Annotated in this window: 21 protein-coding genes; 7 read left to right on the forward strand and 14 right to left on the reverse strand. The window is 65.8% G+C overall.

Features of this window, described 5'->3' with window-relative positions:
• Positions 1-12 precede the first annotated feature (12 nt).
• Positions 13-642, reverse strand: a complete 630-nt coding sequence (locus ACOIX3_RS06455; RefSeq protein WP_420968950.1) for a hypothetical protein — start codon at positions 640-642, stop codon at positions 13-15.
• 219 nt (positions 643-861) lie between these two features.
• Here ACOIX3_RS06455 and ACOIX3_RS06460 point away from each other — a divergent pair, with 219 nt between their 5' ends.
• The 3 genes from ACOIX3_RS06460 (at position 862) to ACOIX3_RS06470 (ending at position 2,461) form a co-directional block, all read left to right on the forward strand.
• Positions 862-1,326: a GNAT family N-acetyltransferase gene (locus ACOIX3_RS06460; RefSeq protein WP_420968951.1), complete on the forward strand. Its 465-nt coding sequence runs from the start codon at positions 862-864 to the stop codon at positions 1,324-1,326.
• A 76-nt stretch (positions 1,327-1,402) separates the two neighbouring features.
• Positions 1,403-1,981: a bifunctional transcriptional activator/DNA repair enzyme AdaA gene (locus ACOIX3_RS06465; protein WP_420968952.1), complete on the forward strand. Its 579-nt coding sequence runs from the start codon at positions 1,403-1,405 to the stop codon at positions 1,979-1,981.
• Positions 1,982-1,993: 12 nt separating this feature from the next.
• Positions 1,994-2,461, forward strand: a complete 468-nt coding sequence (locus ACOIX3_RS06470; RefSeq protein WP_420968953.1) for a PaaI family thioesterase — start codon at positions 1,994-1,996, stop codon at positions 2,459-2,461.
• 189 nt (positions 2,462-2,650) lie between these two features.
• Here ACOIX3_RS06470 and ACOIX3_RS06475 read toward each other — a convergent pair whose 3' ends face one another.
• Positions 2,651-3,364: an ester cyclase gene (locus tag ACOIX3_RS06475; protein WP_420968954.1), complete on the reverse strand. Its 714-nt coding sequence runs from the start codon at positions 3,362-3,364 to the stop codon at positions 2,651-2,653.
• On the opposite strand from ACOIX3_RS06475, the gene ACOIX3_RS06480 reads away from it, so the two are divergent.
• Entirely contained in the window at positions 3,363-3,560 is a 198-nt protein-coding gene (locus ACOIX3_RS06480) for a hypothetical protein (RefSeq protein ID WP_420968955.1), read from the forward strand. The two genes, ACOIX3_RS06475 and ACOIX3_RS06480, sit on opposite strands and share 2 nt — an antisense overlap.
• Before the next feature lie 18 nt (positions 3,561-3,578).
• Here the strand turns inward: ACOIX3_RS06480 and ACOIX3_RS06485 are convergent, their stop codons facing one another.
• Positions 3,579-4,778, reverse strand: a complete 1,200-nt coding sequence (locus tag ACOIX3_RS06485) for a hypothetical protein (RefSeq protein WP_420968956.1) — start codon at positions 4,776-4,778, stop codon at positions 3,579-3,581.
• Positions 4,779-5,054: 276 nt separating this feature from the next.
• Complete coding sequence (locus ACOIX3_RS06490) at positions 5,055-5,531, reverse strand: MarR family winged helix-turn-helix transcriptional regulator (RefSeq protein ID WP_420968957.1); 477 nt, start codon at positions 5,529-5,531, stop codon at positions 5,055-5,057.
• A 95-nt stretch (positions 5,532-5,626) separates the two neighbouring features.
• On the opposite strand from ACOIX3_RS06490, the gene ACOIX3_RS06495 reads away from it, so the two are divergent.
• Positions 5,627-5,995, forward strand: coding sequence for an antibiotic biosynthesis monooxygenase family protein (locus ACOIX3_RS06495; RefSeq protein WP_420968958.1), 369 nt, complete (start codon positions 5,627-5,629; stop codon positions 5,993-5,995).
• 183 nt (positions 5,996-6,178) lie between these two features.
• Here ACOIX3_RS06495 and ACOIX3_RS06500 read toward each other — a convergent pair whose 3' ends face one another.
• The 3 genes from ACOIX3_RS06500 to ACOIX3_RS06510 all read right to left on the reverse strand — a co-directional run bounded on the left by ACOIX3_RS06500 (position 6,179) and on the right by ACOIX3_RS06510 (position 8,670).
• Complete coding sequence (locus tag ACOIX3_RS06500) at positions 6,179-6,469, reverse strand: hypothetical protein (protein ID WP_420968959.1); 291 nt, start codon at positions 6,467-6,469, stop codon at positions 6,179-6,181.
• Between the two features lie 92 nt (positions 6,470-6,561).
• A complete protein-coding gene (groL, locus tag ACOIX3_RS06505) occupies positions 6,562-8,208 on the reverse strand; it encodes a chaperonin GroEL (protein WP_342724339.1) in 1,647 nt (548 codons plus the stop codon).
• Between the two features lie 165 nt (positions 8,209-8,373).
• Complete coding sequence (locus ACOIX3_RS06510; RefSeq protein WP_018269780.1) at positions 8,374-8,670, reverse strand: co-chaperone GroES; 297 nt, start codon at positions 8,668-8,670, stop codon at positions 8,374-8,376.
• Positions 8,671-8,989: 319 nt separating this feature from the next.
• Between ACOIX3_RS06510 and ACOIX3_RS06515 the strand changes: the two genes are divergently transcribed.
• A complete protein-coding gene (locus ACOIX3_RS06515; protein WP_420968960.1) occupies positions 8,990-9,508 on the forward strand; it encodes a hypothetical protein in 519 nt (172 codons plus the stop codon).
• Between the two features lie 270 nt (positions 9,509-9,778).
• Here the strand turns inward: ACOIX3_RS06515 and ACOIX3_RS06520 are convergent, their stop codons facing one another.
• The gene (locus ACOIX3_RS06520) at positions 9,779-10,555 is read right to left on the reverse strand and encodes a protein phosphatase CheZ (RefSeq protein ID WP_420968961.1); all 777 of its coding nucleotides are present in this window, start codon (positions 10,553-10,555) and stop codon (positions 9,779-9,781) included.
• A 310-nt stretch (positions 10,556-10,865) separates the two neighbouring features.
• Here ACOIX3_RS06520 and ACOIX3_RS06525 point away from each other — a divergent pair, with 310 nt between their 5' ends.
• On the forward strand, positions 10,866-11,675 hold the full coding sequence (locus tag ACOIX3_RS06525; RefSeq protein ID WP_420968962.1) for a L,D-transpeptidase family protein: 810 nt from the start codon (positions 10,866-10,868) through the stop codon (positions 11,673-11,675).
• A gap of 173 nt (positions 11,676-11,848) precedes the next feature.
• Here ACOIX3_RS06525 and ACOIX3_RS06530 read toward each other — a convergent pair whose 3' ends face one another.
• From ACOIX3_RS06530 to ACOIX3_RS06555, 6 genes are all read right to left on the reverse strand, one after another.
• Positions 11,849-12,679, reverse strand: coding sequence for a DUF2076 domain-containing protein (locus ACOIX3_RS06530; protein ID WP_420968963.1), 831 nt, complete (start codon positions 12,677-12,679; stop codon positions 11,849-11,851).
• Between the two features lie 129 nt (positions 12,680-12,808).
• On the reverse strand, positions 12,809-13,651 hold the full coding sequence (locus ACOIX3_RS06535; protein ID WP_420968964.1) for a ChbG/HpnK family deacetylase: 843 nt from the start codon (positions 13,649-13,651) through the stop codon (positions 12,809-12,811).
• A complete protein-coding gene (locus ACOIX3_RS06540) occupies positions 13,648-14,694 on the reverse strand; it encodes a glycosyltransferase family 2 protein (RefSeq protein WP_420968965.1) in 1,047 nt (348 codons plus the stop codon). The genes ACOIX3_RS06535 and ACOIX3_RS06540 overlap by 4 nt, the downstream gene beginning before the upstream one ends.
• Before the next feature lie 140 nt (positions 14,695-14,834).
• The gene (gene hisG / locus ACOIX3_RS06545; protein ID WP_375776943.1) at positions 14,835-15,812 is read right to left on the reverse strand and encodes an ATP phosphoribosyltransferase; all 978 of its coding nucleotides are present in this window, start codon (positions 15,810-15,812) and stop codon (positions 14,835-14,837) included.
• Complete coding sequence (locus ACOIX3_RS06550; RefSeq protein WP_420968966.1) at positions 15,809-16,975, reverse strand: ATP phosphoribosyltransferase regulatory subunit; 1,167 nt, start codon at positions 16,973-16,975, stop codon at positions 15,809-15,811. Before ACOIX3_RS06550 ends, hisG begins: the two co-directional genes overlap by 4 nt.
• 187 nt (positions 16,976-17,162) lie before the next feature.
• Positions 17,163-17,912 carry a 16S rRNA (uracil(1498)-N(3))-methyltransferase gene (locus ACOIX3_RS06555; protein WP_420968967.1) on the reverse strand — a complete coding sequence of 250 codons (750 nt, stop codon included), beginning with the start codon at positions 17,910-17,912 and terminating at the stop codon, positions 17,163-17,165.
• Between the last annotated feature and the right edge of the window lie 85 nt (positions 17,913-17,997).

The following is a 17,997-nucleotide window of genomic DNA, read 5'->3' on the forward strand; positions in this document are numbered from 1 at the left end:
CATCGCGCGGGCTCAGGGCGTCGCGACCAATCCGCTTGCGGTGGCAACGATCCAGCGATTGCCCCAGCGCACGATGGAATCGACCCGTCCGAGGCCTGGGACGACGTCGCCGCGTGCGGCCATCTTGACGCCCTCCGGTCCCTCGAGCACGGCGGTGCCGTCGCGGACTTCAACCACCGACCAGCCGGGAATCGTGCTCGGCCGGGTCTCCGCCGCTGCTCCCGCGGGCTGCTTCGTTCCGAGCGCGGCGGCCTGCGCGTTCAGGGTGGTGGGCGCGGCGCCGAGAGCGAGCGAGCGCGGGCCGGCAGGGGTGTTCTTGGGAATGCTGCCAGTGACGACGGGGTCGGCGTTGGATGCGGTCCGGCGCGGGCTCTCGCTCTTTCGGCTCGGTGGCGCCTCGGCAACATGCGGCACCGGCGCTTCCTTCTGAGCCATCGGGACTGGCGCGGGAGCCGCAAAATCGTGCCAGTTGGCGCCGCCGGTCCATCCCAGCACGAAGCTTGCGGCCAGGGCGGTGGCTGCCAGCAGTGCGGTGCCGATGCGGTCGGCAAACGGCTCCCGCAGCAGCAGGGTGGCGTCGTGGTTCTCGCCTGAGACGTCCCAGAGGTCCGCCGTCTGCGCCGGCGAATGACCCTCCGTCACATCCGTTGGCCAGATGCTCCCAAGACTGATCGGCTCGCGGTCTTGCATGGCGTGACCCGTGTTCGGTGACGCAAAGGATGATCCTCGAAACTAAATCGAGCCTTAATTTTCGGTGACCGAACTGCGGCAGCACGAAGTCTTTTGGTCGCAGGCCCCGCAAATTGACGGGGCGGTGAGGGCGGCCGACAATCGCGACGACGACCCCGCATTGGGCCAGAGATGCGCACGCCTGACATCAGCATCGCCCCCGAAGACCCGCGGCAGGCGGACGTGCGGCAGCTGATCGATCTGTCGGACGCCCACATGCAGGCGTTGTATCCGCCCGATAGCAATCACCTCGTCCCCGTCGAGACGCTGGCCGACGCGGATACGGTCTTCCTCGTCGCGCGGCGCGATGGCGAGGTGCTCGGGTCGATCGCCTTCCGCCTCATCGCACCCGGTCATGCCGAGATGAAGCGAATGTTCGTGCGTGCCGATGCGCGCGGACACGGGCTCGGCCGCCGCCTGCTCGGAGTGTTGGAGGACGCCGCGCGCAGCCGGGAGATCACGCGCATCAGCCTGGAGACCGGGATCCGGCAGCCGGAGGCGGTCGGGCTCTATCGCGCTGCCGGCTACCGGGAGTGCCCGCCGTTCGCCGACTACGCGCCCGATCCGCTCAGCCTGTTCATGACCAAGCGCCTCTAACGCCAAGCGGTCGTTTCCGGACGTCGTCACCGCAAAGCGGGTCGTCCCGGCGCATAGGCGTCGCTATAGCGATGGCATGCTCGATTTCGCCGCCCAATATGCAGCCTTTCAGCGCCGCGATCCGGCCTGGGACGGCATCGTGTTCGTCGCGGTCCGGACGACGGGCGTGTATTGCCGTCCGGTGTGCCGGGCGCGCACGCCGCTCGCCCGCAATGTGCGGTTCTATGGCAGCGCCGCGTCGGCCGAGCGCGCCGGCTTCCGGCCCTGCCTGCGCTGCCGTCCTGAGGCGGCACCGTTCTGTCCGGCATGGAAGGGCACCAGGACGACGGTCGAGCGCGCGCTGGCGCTGATCGAAGCGGGCGCCCTCGACCGCGGCAATGTCGCTGCGCTGGCCGATCGGCTCGGCATCGGTGCGCGGCATCTGTCGCGTCTGTTCGCCGAGCATCTCGATGCCTCGCCGCTGCAGGTCGCGCTCTCGCTGCGCGTGCAGCGCGCCAAGCGCCTGATCGACGGCAGCGATCTCCCGCTCGCTTTGGTGGCGCAGCGCGCCGGCTTCTCCAGCGCAAGGCGCATGAACGCCGCATTCGCAAAGCTCTACGGCCGCTCGCCCGCGTCGCTGCGACGGAAGCCGCTGTCAAACATCACGATGCAATAATGGAGATCAGCAATGGCCAAGAGCTACGGCACCGTCAGTGCCGAACAGAAACTCAGGATGAGCGGCCTCGCATTCGTCCAGGGGCTCGCCTCTGGCGCGTTGCCGCTCAACACGATCGCGCGGACGCTCGGCTATGACGTCACGGAAGCCGAGCACGGCCGCGTCGTCGTCACGCTGCTGCCGACGGATGCGCATCTCAATCCGGCAGGCACCGTGCATGGCGGGCTCACCGCCACGCTGCTCGACAGTTGCATGGGCCTTGCGGTGCAGTCGACGCTCGATGCCGGAACGAGCCAGACCACGCTCGAATTCAAGATCTCGCTGGTGCGGCCGATCACACCCGACACCGGCCTCATCCGGGCCGAGGGCCATGTGCTCAATTGCGGCCGCCGCGTCGGCACCGCGGAGGGCAGGGTCACCGACGAGAAGGGGCGGCTGCTTGCGCACGGCACGACGACGTGCCTGATCTTTCCGGCTTGATGCACAATTGTTGCGGAGAGGTTGCGCCGGTACCGCATCGGGAGATGCGGAGCCGGCGCGACGTTGGAATGCCTCCAGCGAGCCTGCGGATTAGAGCGCTTCAATTTCACTGAGCCGATCGCTTGCGTTACCCGAACGCATGGAATGTGCGTTCGGGTAGCCGCGATGCGATTGTCGATGAAACGCGGTTTACCCGGCGTAGCCACTCTGTTCAGGCAAGCGAATGAGGCCGAGCTGCAGCATGGCTGTCAGCGCATCTTCCTGTCCGAGCTCCTCGGCGATCCGTCCGTCCCGCACGCGCAGTACGGTCGTGCCAGCGAACGTCATCTTGCGGCCGGAGGCCGCGGGCAGCGAGCCGAGGCGGAAGTCGCTGAAGGCAGGCCCGGTGTGCGTACCGCCACCTTCCCAGCGGCCGACGACGAGATCACCTTCCGCGACGAGATCGCCGACACCCCAGAAATTGAGATCCGGAAACGCTTCACGAAACTCGGTGATGAATTGCGTGACCGCGGCGCGGCCCTTCTTCGGTTCGTGCATCGGGTAGTGCACGACAATGTCTGGTGTCGCGAGCTCATCGATGATGCGCGGATTCCATGGGTTTCCCCAAAAGCCCTCGAACCACCGGCCTACGATGCTCTTGTTTTCCTCTGACATCGGATCGTCTCCATTTGCGTGTTGCCGGTATCGCGACCGGCCCTGTGTCGATGAACGCATTAGGCATCTTGAGACGGGTATCGTGCCACCCGATTCCAGATCGGGCGTGGCGTCGGCGTTCAGACGAGATTCCGCTTTGTCGATATGGCGCTTAGCGCCGCTTCTCGGATGTCGCCGCGCAATCGGGAAGCGGGTGGCTCGCGCAACACGAACGCGAAACCACTTCGCGATCACACAGGAGAACATCATGCGCAACTTCGATGCGATCGCCGCGTTGCGCGGCGACGGACTTCGGCCCGAGCTGCAAGCGCTGTTCGAGCGCCTTGCGATCGAGCCCCGCTCTGAACTGTTCGTCAGAGATGACGGGATGCTTCAGTCCGGTCCTGACCCCACTCCTGAGGCGGCGCGCGACAACGTCGTGCCGCTGAAGCGCAGGACGGCCTGAATCAGGAGAGCGCCGGCTTCAGCGCCACACCGACTTGTCGGCGTCCCAGCGCTGGCCTTTGAGCTCCTTGACCAGCGCGTCGATCGCGCCGTTGTCGTCCTTCGCCTCGCTGCCTTCCTCGTCGCTGCCGGAATCGTCCGAGAGACTGAGTTTGGCGCCGGCGCTGTCGTCCGACGTCGAGACGGTCGGGCTCGAGACCCACAGCATCAGCCTGTCCGAGCTGCCGGGCTTGTCGGGCGAGACGAGGGCGGTGACCTCGTAATTCTGGGTGAGGCCGAGCGCAGGGTAGATCGCGCTTGGCCGCTTCAGCACCAGCTTGAGCTTGCCGGTATTCGCGTTCCAGGTCGCCGAGGCGGGCTTTGCCGCGAGCGTCTTCGCCAGCACGCCCGCGATCGCGGATGCGAGCTTGTCCTTGTTGATCTTGTCGCCATCACGCCAGTCGGCGGCGGCGAAGCGGATGGTGCGGTCCATCTCGACCACGCCGCTGGTCCAGCCGGCCGCCGTCACGCCGGGTGCTGATTTCGCCTTGGCGAGCAGCGCGCCGGCGTGCTCGGGATCGACGGTGAGGTTGATGGTCTGCTCGCCGGAGCGCATCGCATCGCAGGTCACCGCGAGGCTGGAGGTGCCGATCTCGACGGCCTCGCCCTTCAGGCCCCTCAGGAAATCGGCCGCCGCATCGAGCTTGACCCGCACCCCGATCGATTCCGGCGAGACGTCGGTGAAGTCCTTCGGCTGTGGCGTGATGCCGTCCTCGGTGGCCTGGTTGTCCTGGAATTCCTTCTCGCTGAGATCGGAATTGTCGGTCGAGGCGACCTCGGTCACCGTCTGGCCGATCGTGATCTGGCCGCGGAACTCAAAACTCTCGCCGGTCTGCTTGCGGTTCAGCTTGACCGTGATCGGCTGCTTGTCGGCGACGCTCTGGGTGGTGCCGGACAGCGTCTGGCCGTTGACGGTCAGGTTGGCGACGAAGCGGTCCTTGCGGTCCGAGCTCTTGTCGGCGGGATAGCAGACGTCGAGCACGGCCGCGGTCACGGTCTTGCCCTGGCGGGTTTCCTTCAGCACGACGTCGGCATTGCCGTCCATCAGGCCGTCGATCGAAGTGAAATAGCGCGTCTCGGGGCCATTCGACGCTGCCGGCTTCGTTTGCAGCTTCATCTGGGCGAGGGCAGGTGCCGAGACGACGGCAAGACCGAGCAGCAGGAGCGGGAGCGCGCGCATACGATGAGTCCTCGATGGGCAGAATCGGTTCCGTCGTAACTAGCAAACCTCCGTCTCATTGGCCAAAAAAGAAGGCCGCCTAACGGCGGCCGGCTATCGCACACGAGATGAACGGACCTTTTTGGCACCGTCATGGCCGGGCTTGTCCCGACCATCGACGTCTTTTCTTTACGTGGGAACGAAGGCGTGGATGCCCGGGACAAGCCCGGGCATGACGAATGCGGAGACGGCACCGCTTCGATTATGCGTTTTGCGACGAACTTACGCTTGCTCGCGTCATGCGCGGTCGTCGGGTTCCTGGCCGCTCTCCAGCCTGCCGCGCAGCGTACTGACGACGCGACTGGTGGATTCGAGGTCCTTGATCGACAGCCCGTCGGCGAGGCCGTTCACCCAGGGCAGCTGCAGGCGCATCGCCGCGTCGAAGCTTTGCTGCCCCTTCTCGGTCAGCACGACGAGCTGGGCGCGGCGATGATGCGGATTGGTCTCGAATGTGACGAGCCCGTCCCGTTGCAGGTCGTTGACGATCCGCTGCACGTTCTGTCTGGCAGCGCCGAGGTCGCGCGCCAGCCATGCGACCGGTTGCGGGCGCTCAGTGGTGACGATGGCGCCGAGGATCTGCCAGCGCGCGCTGGTCAGGCCAAGTCCCGCCACCATCCGGTCGCCGGTGGTGAACAGCAGGCTGTTGAGCCTGAACAGGTCGAGAATCAGGTTGCTCAGGGCTTCGCCGGCCGGCGTTCGCTTGGTCTGCGGCATTTGTCACCATAAGTTGATATTGACATCATGATGTCAAGATATATGTATCCATCCGATCGAAATGACATCATAGCACCAAATCAACGGAGCCAGCCATGCCGCAGATGCGCCCCCTCGACCCCGCATTCCCGATCGACCGCCAGCTCGCGATCGATGCCAGCAACATCGTGCTCGTCAACGTCTTCACGCTCGATGCGGCCGACGAGGAGATCTTTCTGAAAGCCTGGCAGGCCGACGCCGCCATCATGAAGCGGCAGCCCGGCTTCATCTCGACTCAACTGCATCGTGCGCTCGGCGACAGCCCGGCCTATCTGAACTACGCGGTGTGGGAATCGACCGCGGCCTTCCGGGCCGCCTTCGCCAATCCCGAGTTCAGGGCCAAGCTCTCGGCCTATCCGGCCTCGGCTGTGGCGTCGCCGCATCTGTTCCAGAAGGTGGCGGTGGCTGACATCTGCGTCGCTTGAAGCGCGATGGGCACCGTGCACAGCTCCATCCACGTCATTGCGAGCGAAGCGAAGCAATCCATGGTTCCGCAAGCGGAGAAGTGGATTGCTTCGTCGCTATCGCTCCTCGCAATGACGGTGGTGCCAAGCATCACGGCCCCGTCGCGGGCGAAAGCGAACATGGGACGCCGCTTCAAAGATCGCTCAACTGTGCATCAGCACGCCGACGCCGAGCGTGGCCGCGGCAGCCAGGAACGATATGTCCAGAAACCGCAGCGGCGCTTTTGGACGATGTCCGATCGAACCGGCAACGACGCAATAGAGGCCGTAGGCTGCGGCGAGGACGACGAATGTCACTGTTTGCTTGAACCAGAACGTCAGGACGACCGCAAGATCATCGGTGCTGTCCAGGGCAGAGGCGCCCAACGCGAGCACCGCGCCGATCGCGTAGAACAGCACGAGCGTTGACGTCAGGGATTTGGCGTCGCGGGACATCAGATGATCCTTACAGCTCCATTGTAATCAGATCGCAAAAAAGAAGGCCGCCCGGAGGCGGCCTTCGATCTCGATGCGGATGCGGCGAGGGCTTAGAAGCCGCCCATGCCGCCCATTCCACCCATGCCGCCGCCGCCCGGCATCGCCGGCGCCGCGTCCTTGGGCAGTTCGGCGACCATGGCTTCGGTGGTCACCAAGAGGCCGGCCACCGAGGAGGCGTCCTGCAGCGCAGTGCGCACCACCTTGGCGGGATCGATGATGCCCTTGTCGACCATATCGACATAGTCTTCGGTCTGGGCGTCGAAGCCGAAGGTCTCCGACTTGTTCTCGAGGATCTTGCCGACCACGATCGAGCCCTCGACACCGGCGTTCTCCGAGATCTGGCGGACCGGAGCTTCGAGCGCCTTGAGCACGATGTTGATGCCGGCCTGGACGTCGGCATTCGGGTTGGTGAGACGGCCGACCGCCTTCTTGGCGCGCAGCAGCGCGACGCCGCCGCCCGGCACGATGCCTTCCTGCACCGCGGCGCGGGTTGCATTCAGCGCGTCCTCGACACGGTCCTTCTTCTCCTTGACCTCGACCTCGGTCGCGCCGCCGACCTTGATGACGGCAACGCCGCCGGCGAGCTTGGCAAGGCGTTCCTGCAGCTTCTCACGGTCGTAGTCCGAGGTGGTCTCCTCGATCTGCGCCTTGATCTGGCCAACGCGGGCGTCGATGTCCTTCTTCTTGCCGGCGCCCTTGACGATCGTGGTGTTCTCCTTGTCGATCACGATCTTGCCGGCGCGGCCGAGCATGTTGACCGTGACGTTCTCGAGCTTCATGCCGAGGTCGTCGGAGATCAGCTGACCGCCGGTCAGGATCGCGATGTCCTCCAGCATCGCCTTGCGGCGATCGCCGAAGCCCGGCGCCTTGACGGCGGCGACCTTGAGCCCGCCGCGCAGGCGGTTGACCACCAGCGTCGCCAGCGCCTCGCCCTCGACGTCCTCGGCGAGGATCAGGAGCGGACGGCCCGACTGCACCACGGCTTCGAGCACCGGCAGCATCGACTGCAGGCCGGTCAGCTTCTTCTCGTGCAGCAGGATGTAGGCATCCTCGAGCTCGGCGGTCATCTTCTCGGCGTTGGTGATGAAGTAGGGCGACAGGTAGCCGCGGTCGAACTTCATGCCCTCGACAATGTCGACTTCGGTATCGAGCGACTTGTTCTCCTCGACAGTGATGACGCCTTCGTTGCCGACCTTCTGCATCGCCTGCGCGATCATCTTGCCGATCGCGGCATCGCCATTGGCCGAGATGGTGCCGACCTGGGCGACTTCCGAAGAGGAGGCGACCGGCTTGGCGCGCTTCTCGATGTCCTTGATCACGGCGGCGACTGCGGTGTCGATGCCGCGCTTGAGGTCCATCGGGTTCATGCCGGCGGCGACCGCCTTGGCGCCCTCGCGGACGATGGCCTGCGCCAGCACGGTGGCCGTGGTGGTGCCGTCACCGGCGGTGTCGTTGGTCTTGGAAGCGACCTCGCGCAGCATCTGCGCGCCCATGTTCTCGAACTTGTCCTCGAGCTCGATCTCCTTGGCGACGGTGACGCCGTCCTTGGTGATGCGGGGAGCGCCGAAGCTCTTCTCGATGACGACGTTGCGGCCCTTCGGGCCGAGCGTCACCTTCACGGCATTGGCGAGCACGTCGACACCGCGCAGCATGCGGTCGCGGGCGTCTCCGGCGAATTTTACGTCCTTGGCAGCCATTGATTTGAACTCCTGTCAGTATTTTGAATGAGCGGCTGCAGCTTCCTGAACTCGTCATCGCCGGGCTTGACCCGGCGATCCATCTTTCGAAGCGTGATGGATGCCCGGGTCAAGCCCGGGCATGACAGCGGAGCGAGCGCCGCGTTTCTCGAATTGGTCGTGGCCTTACGCCAGCACGCCCATGATGTCGGACTCCTTCATGATCAGGAGCTCCTGGTTGTCGAGCTTGACCTCGGTGCCCGACCACTTGCCGAACAGCACGCGGTCGCCGACCTTGAGGTCGATCGGGATCAGCTTGCCGGCCTCGTCGCGGCCACCCGGGCCGACAGCGACGATCTCGCCTTGGGACGGCTTCTCCTTGGCCGAGTCCGGAATGATGATGCCGCCCTTGGACTTCTCCTCGGCATCGATACGCTTGACCACGACGCGGTCATGCAGTGGGCGGAAGGTGGATTTAGCCATGACGTTCCCTCTTGGAGGCTCGGTTTCAGGTCCGGTTCATCGAGACCGGCGTTGAATGCCGGCCCGGTCGGCGCCAGGCAGGACGCCCGGCGCATTTAGCAATCGTGGTGCGAGAGTGCTAATTGTGCGCCGGGAAATATGGCTTGGCGCAGTTTCTGTCAAGCAAACGGGTTAAGGCCTTGGTGAGGCCAATATAGGATGGTGGACCGGAAACCAAATCGTAGCGATGACGTAATTTTGTCAGACGTCATTGCTCCGCCTTAAGTTTTACGCTTGGCTGCATGACGGGTGCGGCCGGGAGATAGTTCGGGGGATGCATATGATCAGGTCACTCAACGCGCGATTGGTCGCACGGTTCGCGGCTGTCTCGGCGCTGACGACACTTTTGGGGGCGTGCGGCAGCATGAGCCTGCCGTCGTTGTCGTCGAACCACGAGCCGGCGCCCGTCGAACCGGGGGTAGCCCCGGAAATGCCGGCGTCGATCCGCCCCGACGAGATCGTCGGCCGCTGGGGCCTCGCCTCGTTCCAGAATCCCGCCGACCGCGCCCGCACCGAGGCCGCCGCGCGCGGCCAGTGCAAGCAGCCTTACGTGATCGGCGCCGGCCAGAGCGGCGGCGTCATCATGCATCTGGCCGACCAGGCCACCCCGCAGGAACTGCGGCTGAAGGGTTCCCCGAGCGGCAAGAACTATATCGGCCCGCCCGGACCTGTGCCCGGCGAGCAGGACCGCGAGATCATCTCGTTCGACGGCCGGGTCTTGATCACCCGCTTCGTCGACAAGGACGCCGCCACCCGCTACGGCAACATGGTCTACGTCCGCTGCGCCCCGAGGGCGTAACGGCGAGCTCCTTCAGCATGAGATAGTGCCGCATCGGCAGTGCACCTCTCCCCTTGTGGGAGAGGTCGGATTGCATCGCCAGATGCAATCCGGGTGAGGGGTCTCTCTCCGCGAGTCCCACTCTCGTCTGAACACGCGGTGACAACCCCTCATCCGGCGCGCTTTGCGCGCCACCTTCTCCCACAAGGGGAGAAGGGAAGAGGGGCCGCCGGGACAAGCAAAAACGCCGACCCTCAAGGCCGGCGTTTTGTATTCTTCCTCAGCGATCGCTCAGTTGAACATCGCGTCGATGTCGTCCTGCGAGGCATGGCCGGCGTCGCCGTCGAGCTTCGGGCCGTTGAGCAGGCGGGCATCGCCCTCGCGGGTGTCGACGATCGGCGGGACGTGGGTCTTGATCGCGTCGACGCCGCCCCAGATGTTCATCATCTCGTTGATGTGCTGTTCGATGAACTTCATCGTCTGCATCACCTTGCTGATGCGCTGGCCGGTGAGGTCCTGGAAGTTGCAGGCCTCGAAGATCGAGACCACGCGCTCCTGAATATCTTCGCTGAGCCGCTTCTGCTGGTCGGGCGTGACGTTGTTCGCGAGCGCGGTCGCGGCCTGGTCGATCGCTTCCACCGCTTCGAGGATCTGCTGGGTGGCCTGTTCGGTGCCGCCGACCACGGCGCCGAGCTCGCCATTGACCTTGGCCATCTCCTCGCCGTTGAAGCTCTTGCCGTGCAGCACGGCGATCTCACGCTTGGTGCGGCTGATCGCGTCGTGGATCAGGTCGAGCTCGACCTTGAGCTTCTCGCACTGTTCGACCTGCGCGCGGTAGGTCTCGAGCAATGCATGCGTCTCGGCGACTTCGCGGGCGACGGCGGCATCGACGCTGTCGCCGGTGCGCTGCGCCGGTGCCGCGGCCATCTGGGCGCGGATCGAGCGAAGCTCCGCCATGATCTCCCGATGCATCGGACCGAGCTCGGTGCCGCCGGCAACTTCCGGCTCCGGCATCACGACTTCGCCCATGGCCTGCTCGACACGAAAACGCTTACGCTTCACTGACATGATTTCATTCCCGCCCCTTCACTGCGTTCCGTTCTAGCGAGAGGTGATTTAACGTCAGGTTCACGCGGGAACAGTTTGCGCCGAGCGCGCGCAACCGCGGCGATACCGGCGATTAACCATGTCGCCGCGGCGTTCACGCAAAATAAACGCTGTCCGGCAAAACCGCGCGGCATCGTCGAGATGGTGAATCGAAACGGCCGATCCGTTTACCAAACCGATGCGGTTTTCATTGCTTATTGACCACGTGCAACGGCGCATGTGCGCTCCGTCCACGTCACACGTCACGACGAAACCAGTACAGAGTACGTCGATGTTCAGGAAAACCACGCTTGCGCTGCTCGCCGGCGCTTCTTCGCTTATTGCCGTTCCCCATCATGCCATGGCGATCGACGCGTCGGCTCAGCCCGAGCCCACTGTGATCTACGCCAACCAGGGCGCACCGCAGCCGCCGATGCGCACCGCCTATGTGCAGCCGCAACGTTCCAACATGGGCGGCGGCTTCATCGAATTCCTGTTCGGCGATGCGCCGTCGTCACAGGGTTATTCGCGAGAGCCGATGTATCAGCAGCAGCCGGCCTATTACGGCAACCGCCAGGGGCTGCCGCCGATGGATCCGCAGCAGCAGATGATCCGCCAGCAGGAAGAGGCGGCCGGCGATCCGACGCAGCGTCCGTTCGATCAGAGATATGAAAAGCAGCTGGTCGATTACAGCGGCAAGGAAGGCGCCGGCACCATCGTCGTCGATACGCCGAACAAGTTCCTCTATCTGGTGCAGGGCGACGGCCGCGCGCTGCGCTACGGCATCGGCGTCGGACGGCCCGGCTTCACCTGGGCCGGCGTCAAGACGATCTCGGCGAAGAAGGAATGGCCGGCCTGGACACCACCGCCGGAAATGCTGGCGCGCCGTCCCGATCTGCCGCGGCACATGGAAGGCGGCCCGGAGAATCCGCTCGGTGCCCGCGCGATGTATCTGGGGTCCTCGCTCTATCGTATCCATGGCTCCAACGAGCCCTGGACGATCGGCACCAACGTCTCGTCCGGCTGCATCCGGATGCGCAACGAGGACGTGATCGACCTCTATGGCCGCGTCAATGTTGGCGCCAAGGTCGTCGTGATGTGAGATGTAGCTCGGATGGAGTCTATGTAGCCCGGATGCAGCGAAGCGAAATCCGGGACGGGCTTCACCGCAGATAGAGTTGCCCCGGATTGCGCTGCGCTTCATCCGGGCTACGGATTGATCAAACCAAAACGGCCGCTCGATTGGAGCGGCCGTTGTCGTTTCAGCGATCGCGTTTACGCGTAATCGCCGTTGTCGTCGCCGCCGTTGTCGTCGAAGTCGTCGGCGTCTTGATCATCGTCACTGTCCCGGTCGGCCTGCGCCTGGTCGAACGCGCCGGCGCGCGAGCCGGAATCACTGTCGCGACCGGACGAATTGACATCGTTGATCCCGGCGTCACGGGCAAGGTTGCTCGACGACTGGTCGCCGCCCCAGGGACGCGAACCGCCGAGGCCACCGGCGTCGGCCAGCGATTGATGGCTGCCGCCACCCATCATGCCGCGGATGCTGGAGAGCAGCAGTCCGCCGCCGACCACGCCGGCCGCGGCCGCAGCCGCAGTGCCGAGAAATGATCCGCCACCGCCACCGGGCGCGCCGCCGCCGAAGGGCGGGGGCTGCTGGCCGCCGTAGGGTTGGCCGTATTGGGGTTGGCCGTATTGCTGCGGCGGCTGGCCATAGCCGCCCGCCTGCTGCATCGCCTGGCCCGAGTTCCAGACCGGGCGGCTGCCGCCGACATCCGGCGGGCGCACCGGCGGCACCGAGCCGTGCGGCTGCTGCTGGCCCTGTCCGAAGATCGCATCGCGCATCGAATCGAGGAAGCCGCCGCCCTGCTGCTGTGCACCCTGCTGCTGGCCGACCGCGGCCTCGAGCTCCTGGATCCGGTCGTGGGCGCGCTTCAGCGCCTCGTCCTGCACCAGCGCGGTCTGCACCAGCGTGTAAACCGCATTCGGCGCGCTACGCAGGCCCTGCATGATCGCGGACATGGCCTCGTTGTCGCGCGGGGCATTCTCCAGCTTGGCGAGCCGGTCGAAGAGATCGTCAATCAGTTGGCGTTCTTGCGGTGTCATGGCGTTCTCCATCGCGTCGATCGAATCGGCGCGCGGCTCATGTAGGACGGGCTTTGTGGCGCAAGGAGTGGGGGCCAGAATTAAATTTCTGTATGCGACAATCCGACCGGCGGTTTTTCGTGAACCTTATCAGCCGAGTGTAACTTTATTCAGGGCCAGCAGCGCGGGGAAATCCTCGCCTGCGAGATAGGCATGTTCGGTCTCGCGTTGCGTCGTCAGCGGGTCGAGGTTTTTCAGGGTTTCATCGACGAAACCTGGATGGCACATCACGAGCCCGTCTTCCGGCAGGCCGTCGAGAAAGCCCTGCATCAGGCCTGCGAATTCGCTGCCGCGCGTAAAATCGTAGGCGCCGGCGAAGGCCGGGTTGAAGTGCAGGCCCGATCGCTGGGCCTTGATCCGGAATTGCGTGCTGAGCACGTTCAGCACCAAAGCCTTCGGCGCCGCCAGCTGGCGCGCCAGCGGTCCTTCGCGTCCGCACTGCCGCACCCAGGCGCCCGGCGCGCGCTCTTTCACGGCGCGCAGGAAGCCGTCGCGCACCTGCGGAAACAGCTGCGCGTGCTGATGGCCGTCGACGAAATCGGGCGCGCGACCAAACAGATCGTGGAAGGCGTCGAGCTGCGCCAGCACCTCGGCATGGACCAGTTCGGCATCGAGCCGATGCATCAGCCCGGCACGCAACAGCCTCGGGAACGGCAGGAACATGTCGCCGTCGACCGGGCGGAAATGCATGGTCAGCGGCCGGAACGGCGCGGTCAGCGTCACATGCAGTCCGATCGCGCAGCGCGGGCTTTTCGCCACGGAGGCCGTGAGCGCGGCCGCCGCCTCGCGGCCGATTGCCGGCGTCACCATCATCACCGACGTCGCATTGAGGCGGCCACGCTCGATCAGGTCGCGGATCGCGCGGTTGACGCCATCGCTCAAGCCATAATCGTCAGCACACAGCCAGATCCGGCGCGGCGAAGTCTCGCTCATTCGGCGGCGGTCCGCTCGGTGGCGCTTTGCGCCGCGCCGCCGTCGGCGTGCTTCTCGGTATGCTCGGCGACGAAGTAGATCGGCCGTGCCTTCAATTCGGAGAGGATCTTGCCGATATATTCGCCGACGATGCCTATCATGATCAGCTGCACGCCGCCGATCGTCATCACGCCGATCATCAGCGACGGATAACCGGGGACCTGCTTGCCGGTGGTCAGCACTTCCCACAGGATCGAGAGGCCGAACAGGAACGCCGCGCCGGCGAGCAGCGCGCCGAGTAGGCTGGCGAAGCGCAGCGGCGCCACCGAGAACGAGGTCAGGCCCTCGATCGACAGGCCGATCAGCCGGCCGGCATTGAAGGTGGTGACGCCATGCGCGCGCGGCGCCGGCTCGTAGTCGACGCGGATCTGCCTGAAGCCGATCCAGCTCGCGAGGCCTTTGAAGAAGCGGTTGCGCTCCGGCAATTGCCGCAGCGCCAGCGCCGCGCGCGGCGACAGCAGGCGGAAGTCGCCGGCATCCTCGGGAATCTTCTGCCGCGCGCCCCAGTTGATCAACGCGTAGAAGCCGCGCACGGAAAGCCGCCGCAACGCCGATTCATTGTCGCGATGCGCCTTCGCCGTGTAGACCACGTCGTAGCCGTCATCGATCCAGTGCGCGACCAGCTGCTCGACCAGCGTCGGCGGATGCTGGCCGTCGCCATCCATGAACAGCACCGCGCCGCGGCGGGCATGGTCGAGGCCGGCCATCAGCGCAGCCTCCTTGCCGAAATTGCGTGACAGCGACACCACCTGCAGGTCGAGCCCGTCGGCGGGCAGGCCGCGCGCGATCGCCAGCGTGTTGTCCGCGCTGCCGTCGTCGACATAGACCACTTCGCAATTGAGCCCGTAACGGGCGCGCAATGAGCGGGCGAGGTCGATCAGCCGTTGGTGCAGTGCCACAAGCCCGTCGGCCTCGTTGTAGACGGGCACGACGATGGACAGCCCCTGCGCGGCGGCGGTCTTGGCGGTTGTGGTCAGGCTGGAAACGTCAGAGCCCAGCATCATCGGTCAGGTTCCAGAACTAGAGCGTTTTCCACCGAAATCGGGTTCCGGTTCGCGTGAAAGAAAACGCGTCACAACGAGAGATCATGAACACAATATGGTACCGACGGCCGGCTGTCGCCAACATGAACGGCGACACCGACTCATTGTCGCAGGAACGCCTCGAGCTTGGCGAACAGCGGGTTCTCGCGGTCGAACACGTAGTCCAGCGACACCACCGACACGGTTTCGGCGCCGTGCTCGCGCAGGAAGCTACCGAGCGCGTAGAGCTTGCCCGGTGGGCAGTGCAGCGTCAGCATGCCCGACGAGGTCGGCCCGCCGAACGGGGCGACCACGCCGAAGCGGGTATGCGCCTCGGACAGCAGCGCGTCGTTGCAGCCGGCGAACCGGGTACGCACCTCGCGGTATTTGCTGGCGCGGGCGCGCGCGGCGATGTGGTCGAGGATGACGCGCGCGGTCTCGCGGGCGCCGGTCGACCAGTCGGCATCACGTGAGGCGACGAGGTTGGCCTGGCTGCGCAGCATCACGCCGTCGTCGAGCACCTTGAGTCCGTTGGCGGCGAGCGTCGCCCCCGTGGTCGTGATGTCGACGATCAGCTCGGCAGTGCCGGCCGCGGGCGCGCCCTCGGTGGCGCCGGCGCTCTCCACGATGCGGTAGTCGCCGACACCGTGCTTTGCAAAGAAGCCGCGCGTCAGGTTGATGTATTTGGTCGCAACCCGCATGCGGTGATTGTGCTGCTCGCGGAAGCCGCTTGCGACGTCGTCGAGATCGGCCATGGTGCGGACGTCGATCCAGGCCTGCGGCACCGCGACCACGACATTGGCATAGCCGAAGCCGAGGCCCTCGATCATCAGCACGCGCTTGTCGGCATCCGGAATGCTCTCGCGCACCAGATCCTCGCCGGTGACGCCGAGATGCACCGAGCCGCGCGCCAGGTTGGCCGCGATCTCGCTCGCCGACAGATAGGCGATCTCGACATTGTCGACGCCTGCGATGGTGCCGCGATAGTCGCGCGCGCCGCCGGCCTTCGACAAGGTCAGCCCGGCGCGGGCGAAGAAGCTTTCCGCGTTTTCCTGCAAGCGTCCCTTGGAGGGAACGGCGACGACGAACGGCGTGCTCATTGGGCGCCTCCGGAGGAGGTGGCCTTGCCATGGCGGGTCATCGCCTCGATCCAGACCGAGAAGCCGACCGCGGGGATCGGACTGGCCGAGCCGAGCTGCGTCATCAGCCCGTCATAGCGGCCGCCCGCGACCAGCGGCTCGGCGCCGTTGCCCTTGGCGTGCAGCTCGAACTCGAAGCCGGTGTAATAGTCGAGGCCGCGGCCGAACGCGGTCGCGAACCGCGTCTTCCTGATGTCGATGCCGCGCGCGGCCATGAAGCCGACCCGGCTCTCGAACTGGTCGATCGCCGCGGCAAGATCGAGCCTGGCGTCGGCGGCCAGCGCGCGCAGCTGCGCGATCGCGTCGTCGGGATCGCCCGATATCGCGAGGAAGCGCTTGATGGTGGCGAGCGCATCGCGCGGCAGCGCGCCGCCCTTCAGCGTCGATTGCTCGAGGAAGCGGTCGGCGATCTCGGCGACCGTGCGGCCGCCGACATTGGTGGTGCCGGCGATCGACATCAGGTCGGTGACCAGCGCCAGCGCTGCCTTGCGGTCGGAGCCGGCCAGCGCCGCGAGCACGCCCTCATATTCGTTGCGGCCGGGCGCAGTCGCCAAGGTCAGCTGCTCGATGTCGTCGGTCAGGGAAACCTTGCGGTTGAAATCCTTGATCAGCCGGCGCCGCCACACCGGATAAAGCTCGAGCGCATCGATCAGCGCGTTGAACAGCGCCACGTCGCCGGTGCGGATCTCGACATCCTTCAACCCGAACGCCGTGGTTGCCTCCAGCGCCAGCGCCAGCATCTCGGCGTCGGCCGCGGCGCGGTCCTGCCGCCCGAACGATTCGATGCCGGCCTGCAGGAACTGGCTCGGCTGGCCGTCGCGATAGCGGAACACCGGGCCGAGATAGCTGAAGCCGGCCGGCTGGCCGGCGCGGGGCGAGGCGAGGTAGTCGCGCGCCACCGGGATCGTGAGATCCGGGCGCAGGCAGAGCTCCTCGCCGCTCGGGTCGGTCGTCAGATACAGGCTTTTGCGGATGTCCTCGCCGGACAGGTCGAGGAACGGCTCGGCCGGCTGCAGGATCGCGGGCTCGGACCTCAGATAACCGGCCTGCGCGAACGAGGCCAGCAGCGCATCCGCCCATAAGGCGGATCCGGCGGCGGTTCGTGGTGCGGCAGCTTCGCTCATCTCGACGTCCAATTCGCTCCGAAATCGCGTTTCAGAGCGGGTTCCATGGGTGGTGTTGGCGGAGCCCTTAGCATGGCCGTATCAGGGTTTCGACAGGGATCAGCCAAGTGGCTTAATGATTGGGTTCGTTAACGATTTTGCGACTGCTTGGCTAGGGGAAGATGTTTCCCACAACCGGGCTACGCGCTCACCTGGTCCCCCAGTCCCCCAGCGCCGCCTGGACCAGCGCCAGCGCCGCGACGGCGGCGGTGTCGGCGCGCAGGATACGCGGGCCGAGTGCGAGGCGGAGGATGTCGGGCTGGCGCAGCAGCAGCGCACGCTCCTCCTCGGCAAAGCCGCCCTCGGGGCCGATCAGCACGTCGATCCCGCCGTTTGCGGCGGTCGCCGCCTGCAACGCATGCACCGGGTTCGCCACTTCGGCCGCCTCGTCGCAGAACACCAGAAGCCGCGCCGGATCGCGCCCCGCCAGGAAGCGCTCGAGCGGGAGGGGATCGGCGACCTCGGCAAGCGAGATGATGCCGCATTGCTCGGCGGCTTCGACCACATTGGCGCGCATCCGCTCGCTGTTGACCCGCGACACCTGGGTGAAGCGGGTCAGCACCGGCACCAGCCGTGCCGCGCCCATCTCGACCGCCTTCTGCACCATGTAGTCGAGCCGCGCATGCTTCAGCGGCGCGAACACATAAGTCACGTCGGGCAGGCGGTCCTGCGCCCGGGTCTGCGCCGTGATCGTCAGCGTGTCGGCGCGCTTGCGGCCGGAAATCTCCGCGCGCCATTCGCCGTCGCGGCCGTTGAACACCAGCACGGCGTCGCCGGCGGCAAGCCGCAGCACGTTGCCGAGGTAGTTGCTCTGGTCGCGTTCGAGCGAAACGGTCGCGCCGGCACCGAGCGGGGCGTCGACAAACAGGCGGGGGCTGCGAAAATCGAGTTCAGGCATATCCTATTCCGGTTCCGGGCCGCGTTTTAGCCCAAAAGGCGCTGCCAGGTAGTTGCGAAGTATCGCTCACGCTGGAGAGGTCGTC

This window comes from Bradyrhizobium sp. B120 (assembly GCF_049075665.1).
Classification (GTDB): domain Bacteria; phylum Pseudomonadota; class Alphaproteobacteria; order Rhizobiales; family Xanthobacteraceae; genus Bradyrhizobium.

Excerpts from the sequence above, each read along its gene's own strand:
- ACOIX3_RS06460 (WP_420968951.1), top strand. The coding sequence starts at position 862 with ATGCGCACGCCTGACATCAGCATCGCCCCCGAAGACCCGCGGCAGGCG.
- ACOIX3_RS06465 (WP_420968952.1), top strand. The coding sequence starts at position 1,403 with ATGCTCGATTTCGCCGCCCAATATGCAGCCTTTCAGCGCCGCGATCCG.
- ACOIX3_RS06470 (WP_420968953.1), top strand. The coding sequence starts at position 1,994 with ATGGCCAAGAGCTACGGCACCGTCAGTGCCGAACAGAAACTCAGGATG.
- ACOIX3_RS06480 (WP_420968955.1), top strand. The coding sequence starts at position 3,363 with ATGCGCAACTTCGATGCGATCGCCGCGTTGCGCGGCGACGGACTTCGG.
- ACOIX3_RS06475 (WP_420968954.1), bottom strand. The coding sequence starts at position 3,364 with ATGATGTTCTCCTGTGTGATCGCGAAGTGGTTTCGCGTTCGTGTTGCG.
- ACOIX3_RS06485 (WP_420968956.1), bottom strand. The coding sequence starts at position 4,778 with ATGCGCGCGCTCCCGCTCCTGCTGCTCGGTCTTGCCGTCGTCTCGGCA.
- ACOIX3_RS06490 (WP_420968957.1), bottom strand. The coding sequence starts at position 5,531 with ATGCCGCAGACCAAGCGAACGCCGGCCGGCGAAGCCCTGAGCAACCTG.
- ACOIX3_RS06495 (WP_420968958.1), top strand. The coding sequence starts at position 5,627 with ATGCCGCAGATGCGCCCCCTCGACCCCGCATTCCCGATCGACCGCCAG.
- ACOIX3_RS06500 (WP_420968959.1), bottom strand. The coding sequence starts at position 6,469 with ATGTCCCGCGACGCCAAATCCCTGACGTCAACGCTCGTGCTGTTCTAC.
- groL (WP_342724339.1), bottom strand. The coding sequence starts at position 8,208 with ATGGCTGCCAAGGACGTAAAATTCGCCGGAGACGCCCGCGACCGCATG.
- ACOIX3_RS06510 (WP_018269780.1), bottom strand. The coding sequence starts at position 8,670 with ATGGCTAAATCCACCTTCCGCCCACTGCATGACCGCGTCGTGGTCAAG.
- ACOIX3_RS06515 (WP_420968960.1), top strand. The coding sequence starts at position 8,990 with ATGATCAGGTCACTCAACGCGCGATTGGTCGCACGGTTCGCGGCTGTC.
- ACOIX3_RS06520 (WP_420968961.1), bottom strand. The coding sequence starts at position 10,555 with ATGTCAGTGAAGCGTAAGCGTTTTCGTGTCGAGCAGGCCATGGGCGAA.
- ACOIX3_RS06525 (WP_420968962.1), top strand. The coding sequence starts at position 10,866 with ATGTTCAGGAAAACCACGCTTGCGCTGCTCGCCGGCGCTTCTTCGCTT.
- ACOIX3_RS06530 (WP_420968963.1), bottom strand. The coding sequence starts at position 12,679 with ATGACACCGCAAGAACGCCAACTGATTGACGATCTCTTCGACCGGCTC.
- ACOIX3_RS06535 (WP_420968964.1), bottom strand. The coding sequence starts at position 13,651 with ATGAGCGAGACTTCGCCGCGCCGGATCTGGCTGTGTGCTGACGATTAT.
- ACOIX3_RS06540 (WP_420968965.1), bottom strand. The coding sequence starts at position 14,694 with ATGATGCTGGGCTCTGACGTTTCCAGCCTGACCACAACCGCCAAGACC.
- hisG (WP_375776943.1), bottom strand. The coding sequence starts at position 15,812 with ATGAGCACGCCGTTCGTCGTCGCCGTTCCCTCCAAGGGACGCTTGCAG.
- ACOIX3_RS06550 (WP_420968966.1), bottom strand. The coding sequence starts at position 16,975 with ATGAGCGAAGCTGCCGCACCACGAACCGCCGCCGGATCCGCCTTATGG.
- ACOIX3_RS06555 (WP_420968967.1), bottom strand. The coding sequence starts at position 17,912 with ATGCCTGAACTCGATTTTCGCAGCCCCCGCCTGTTTGTCGACGCCCCG.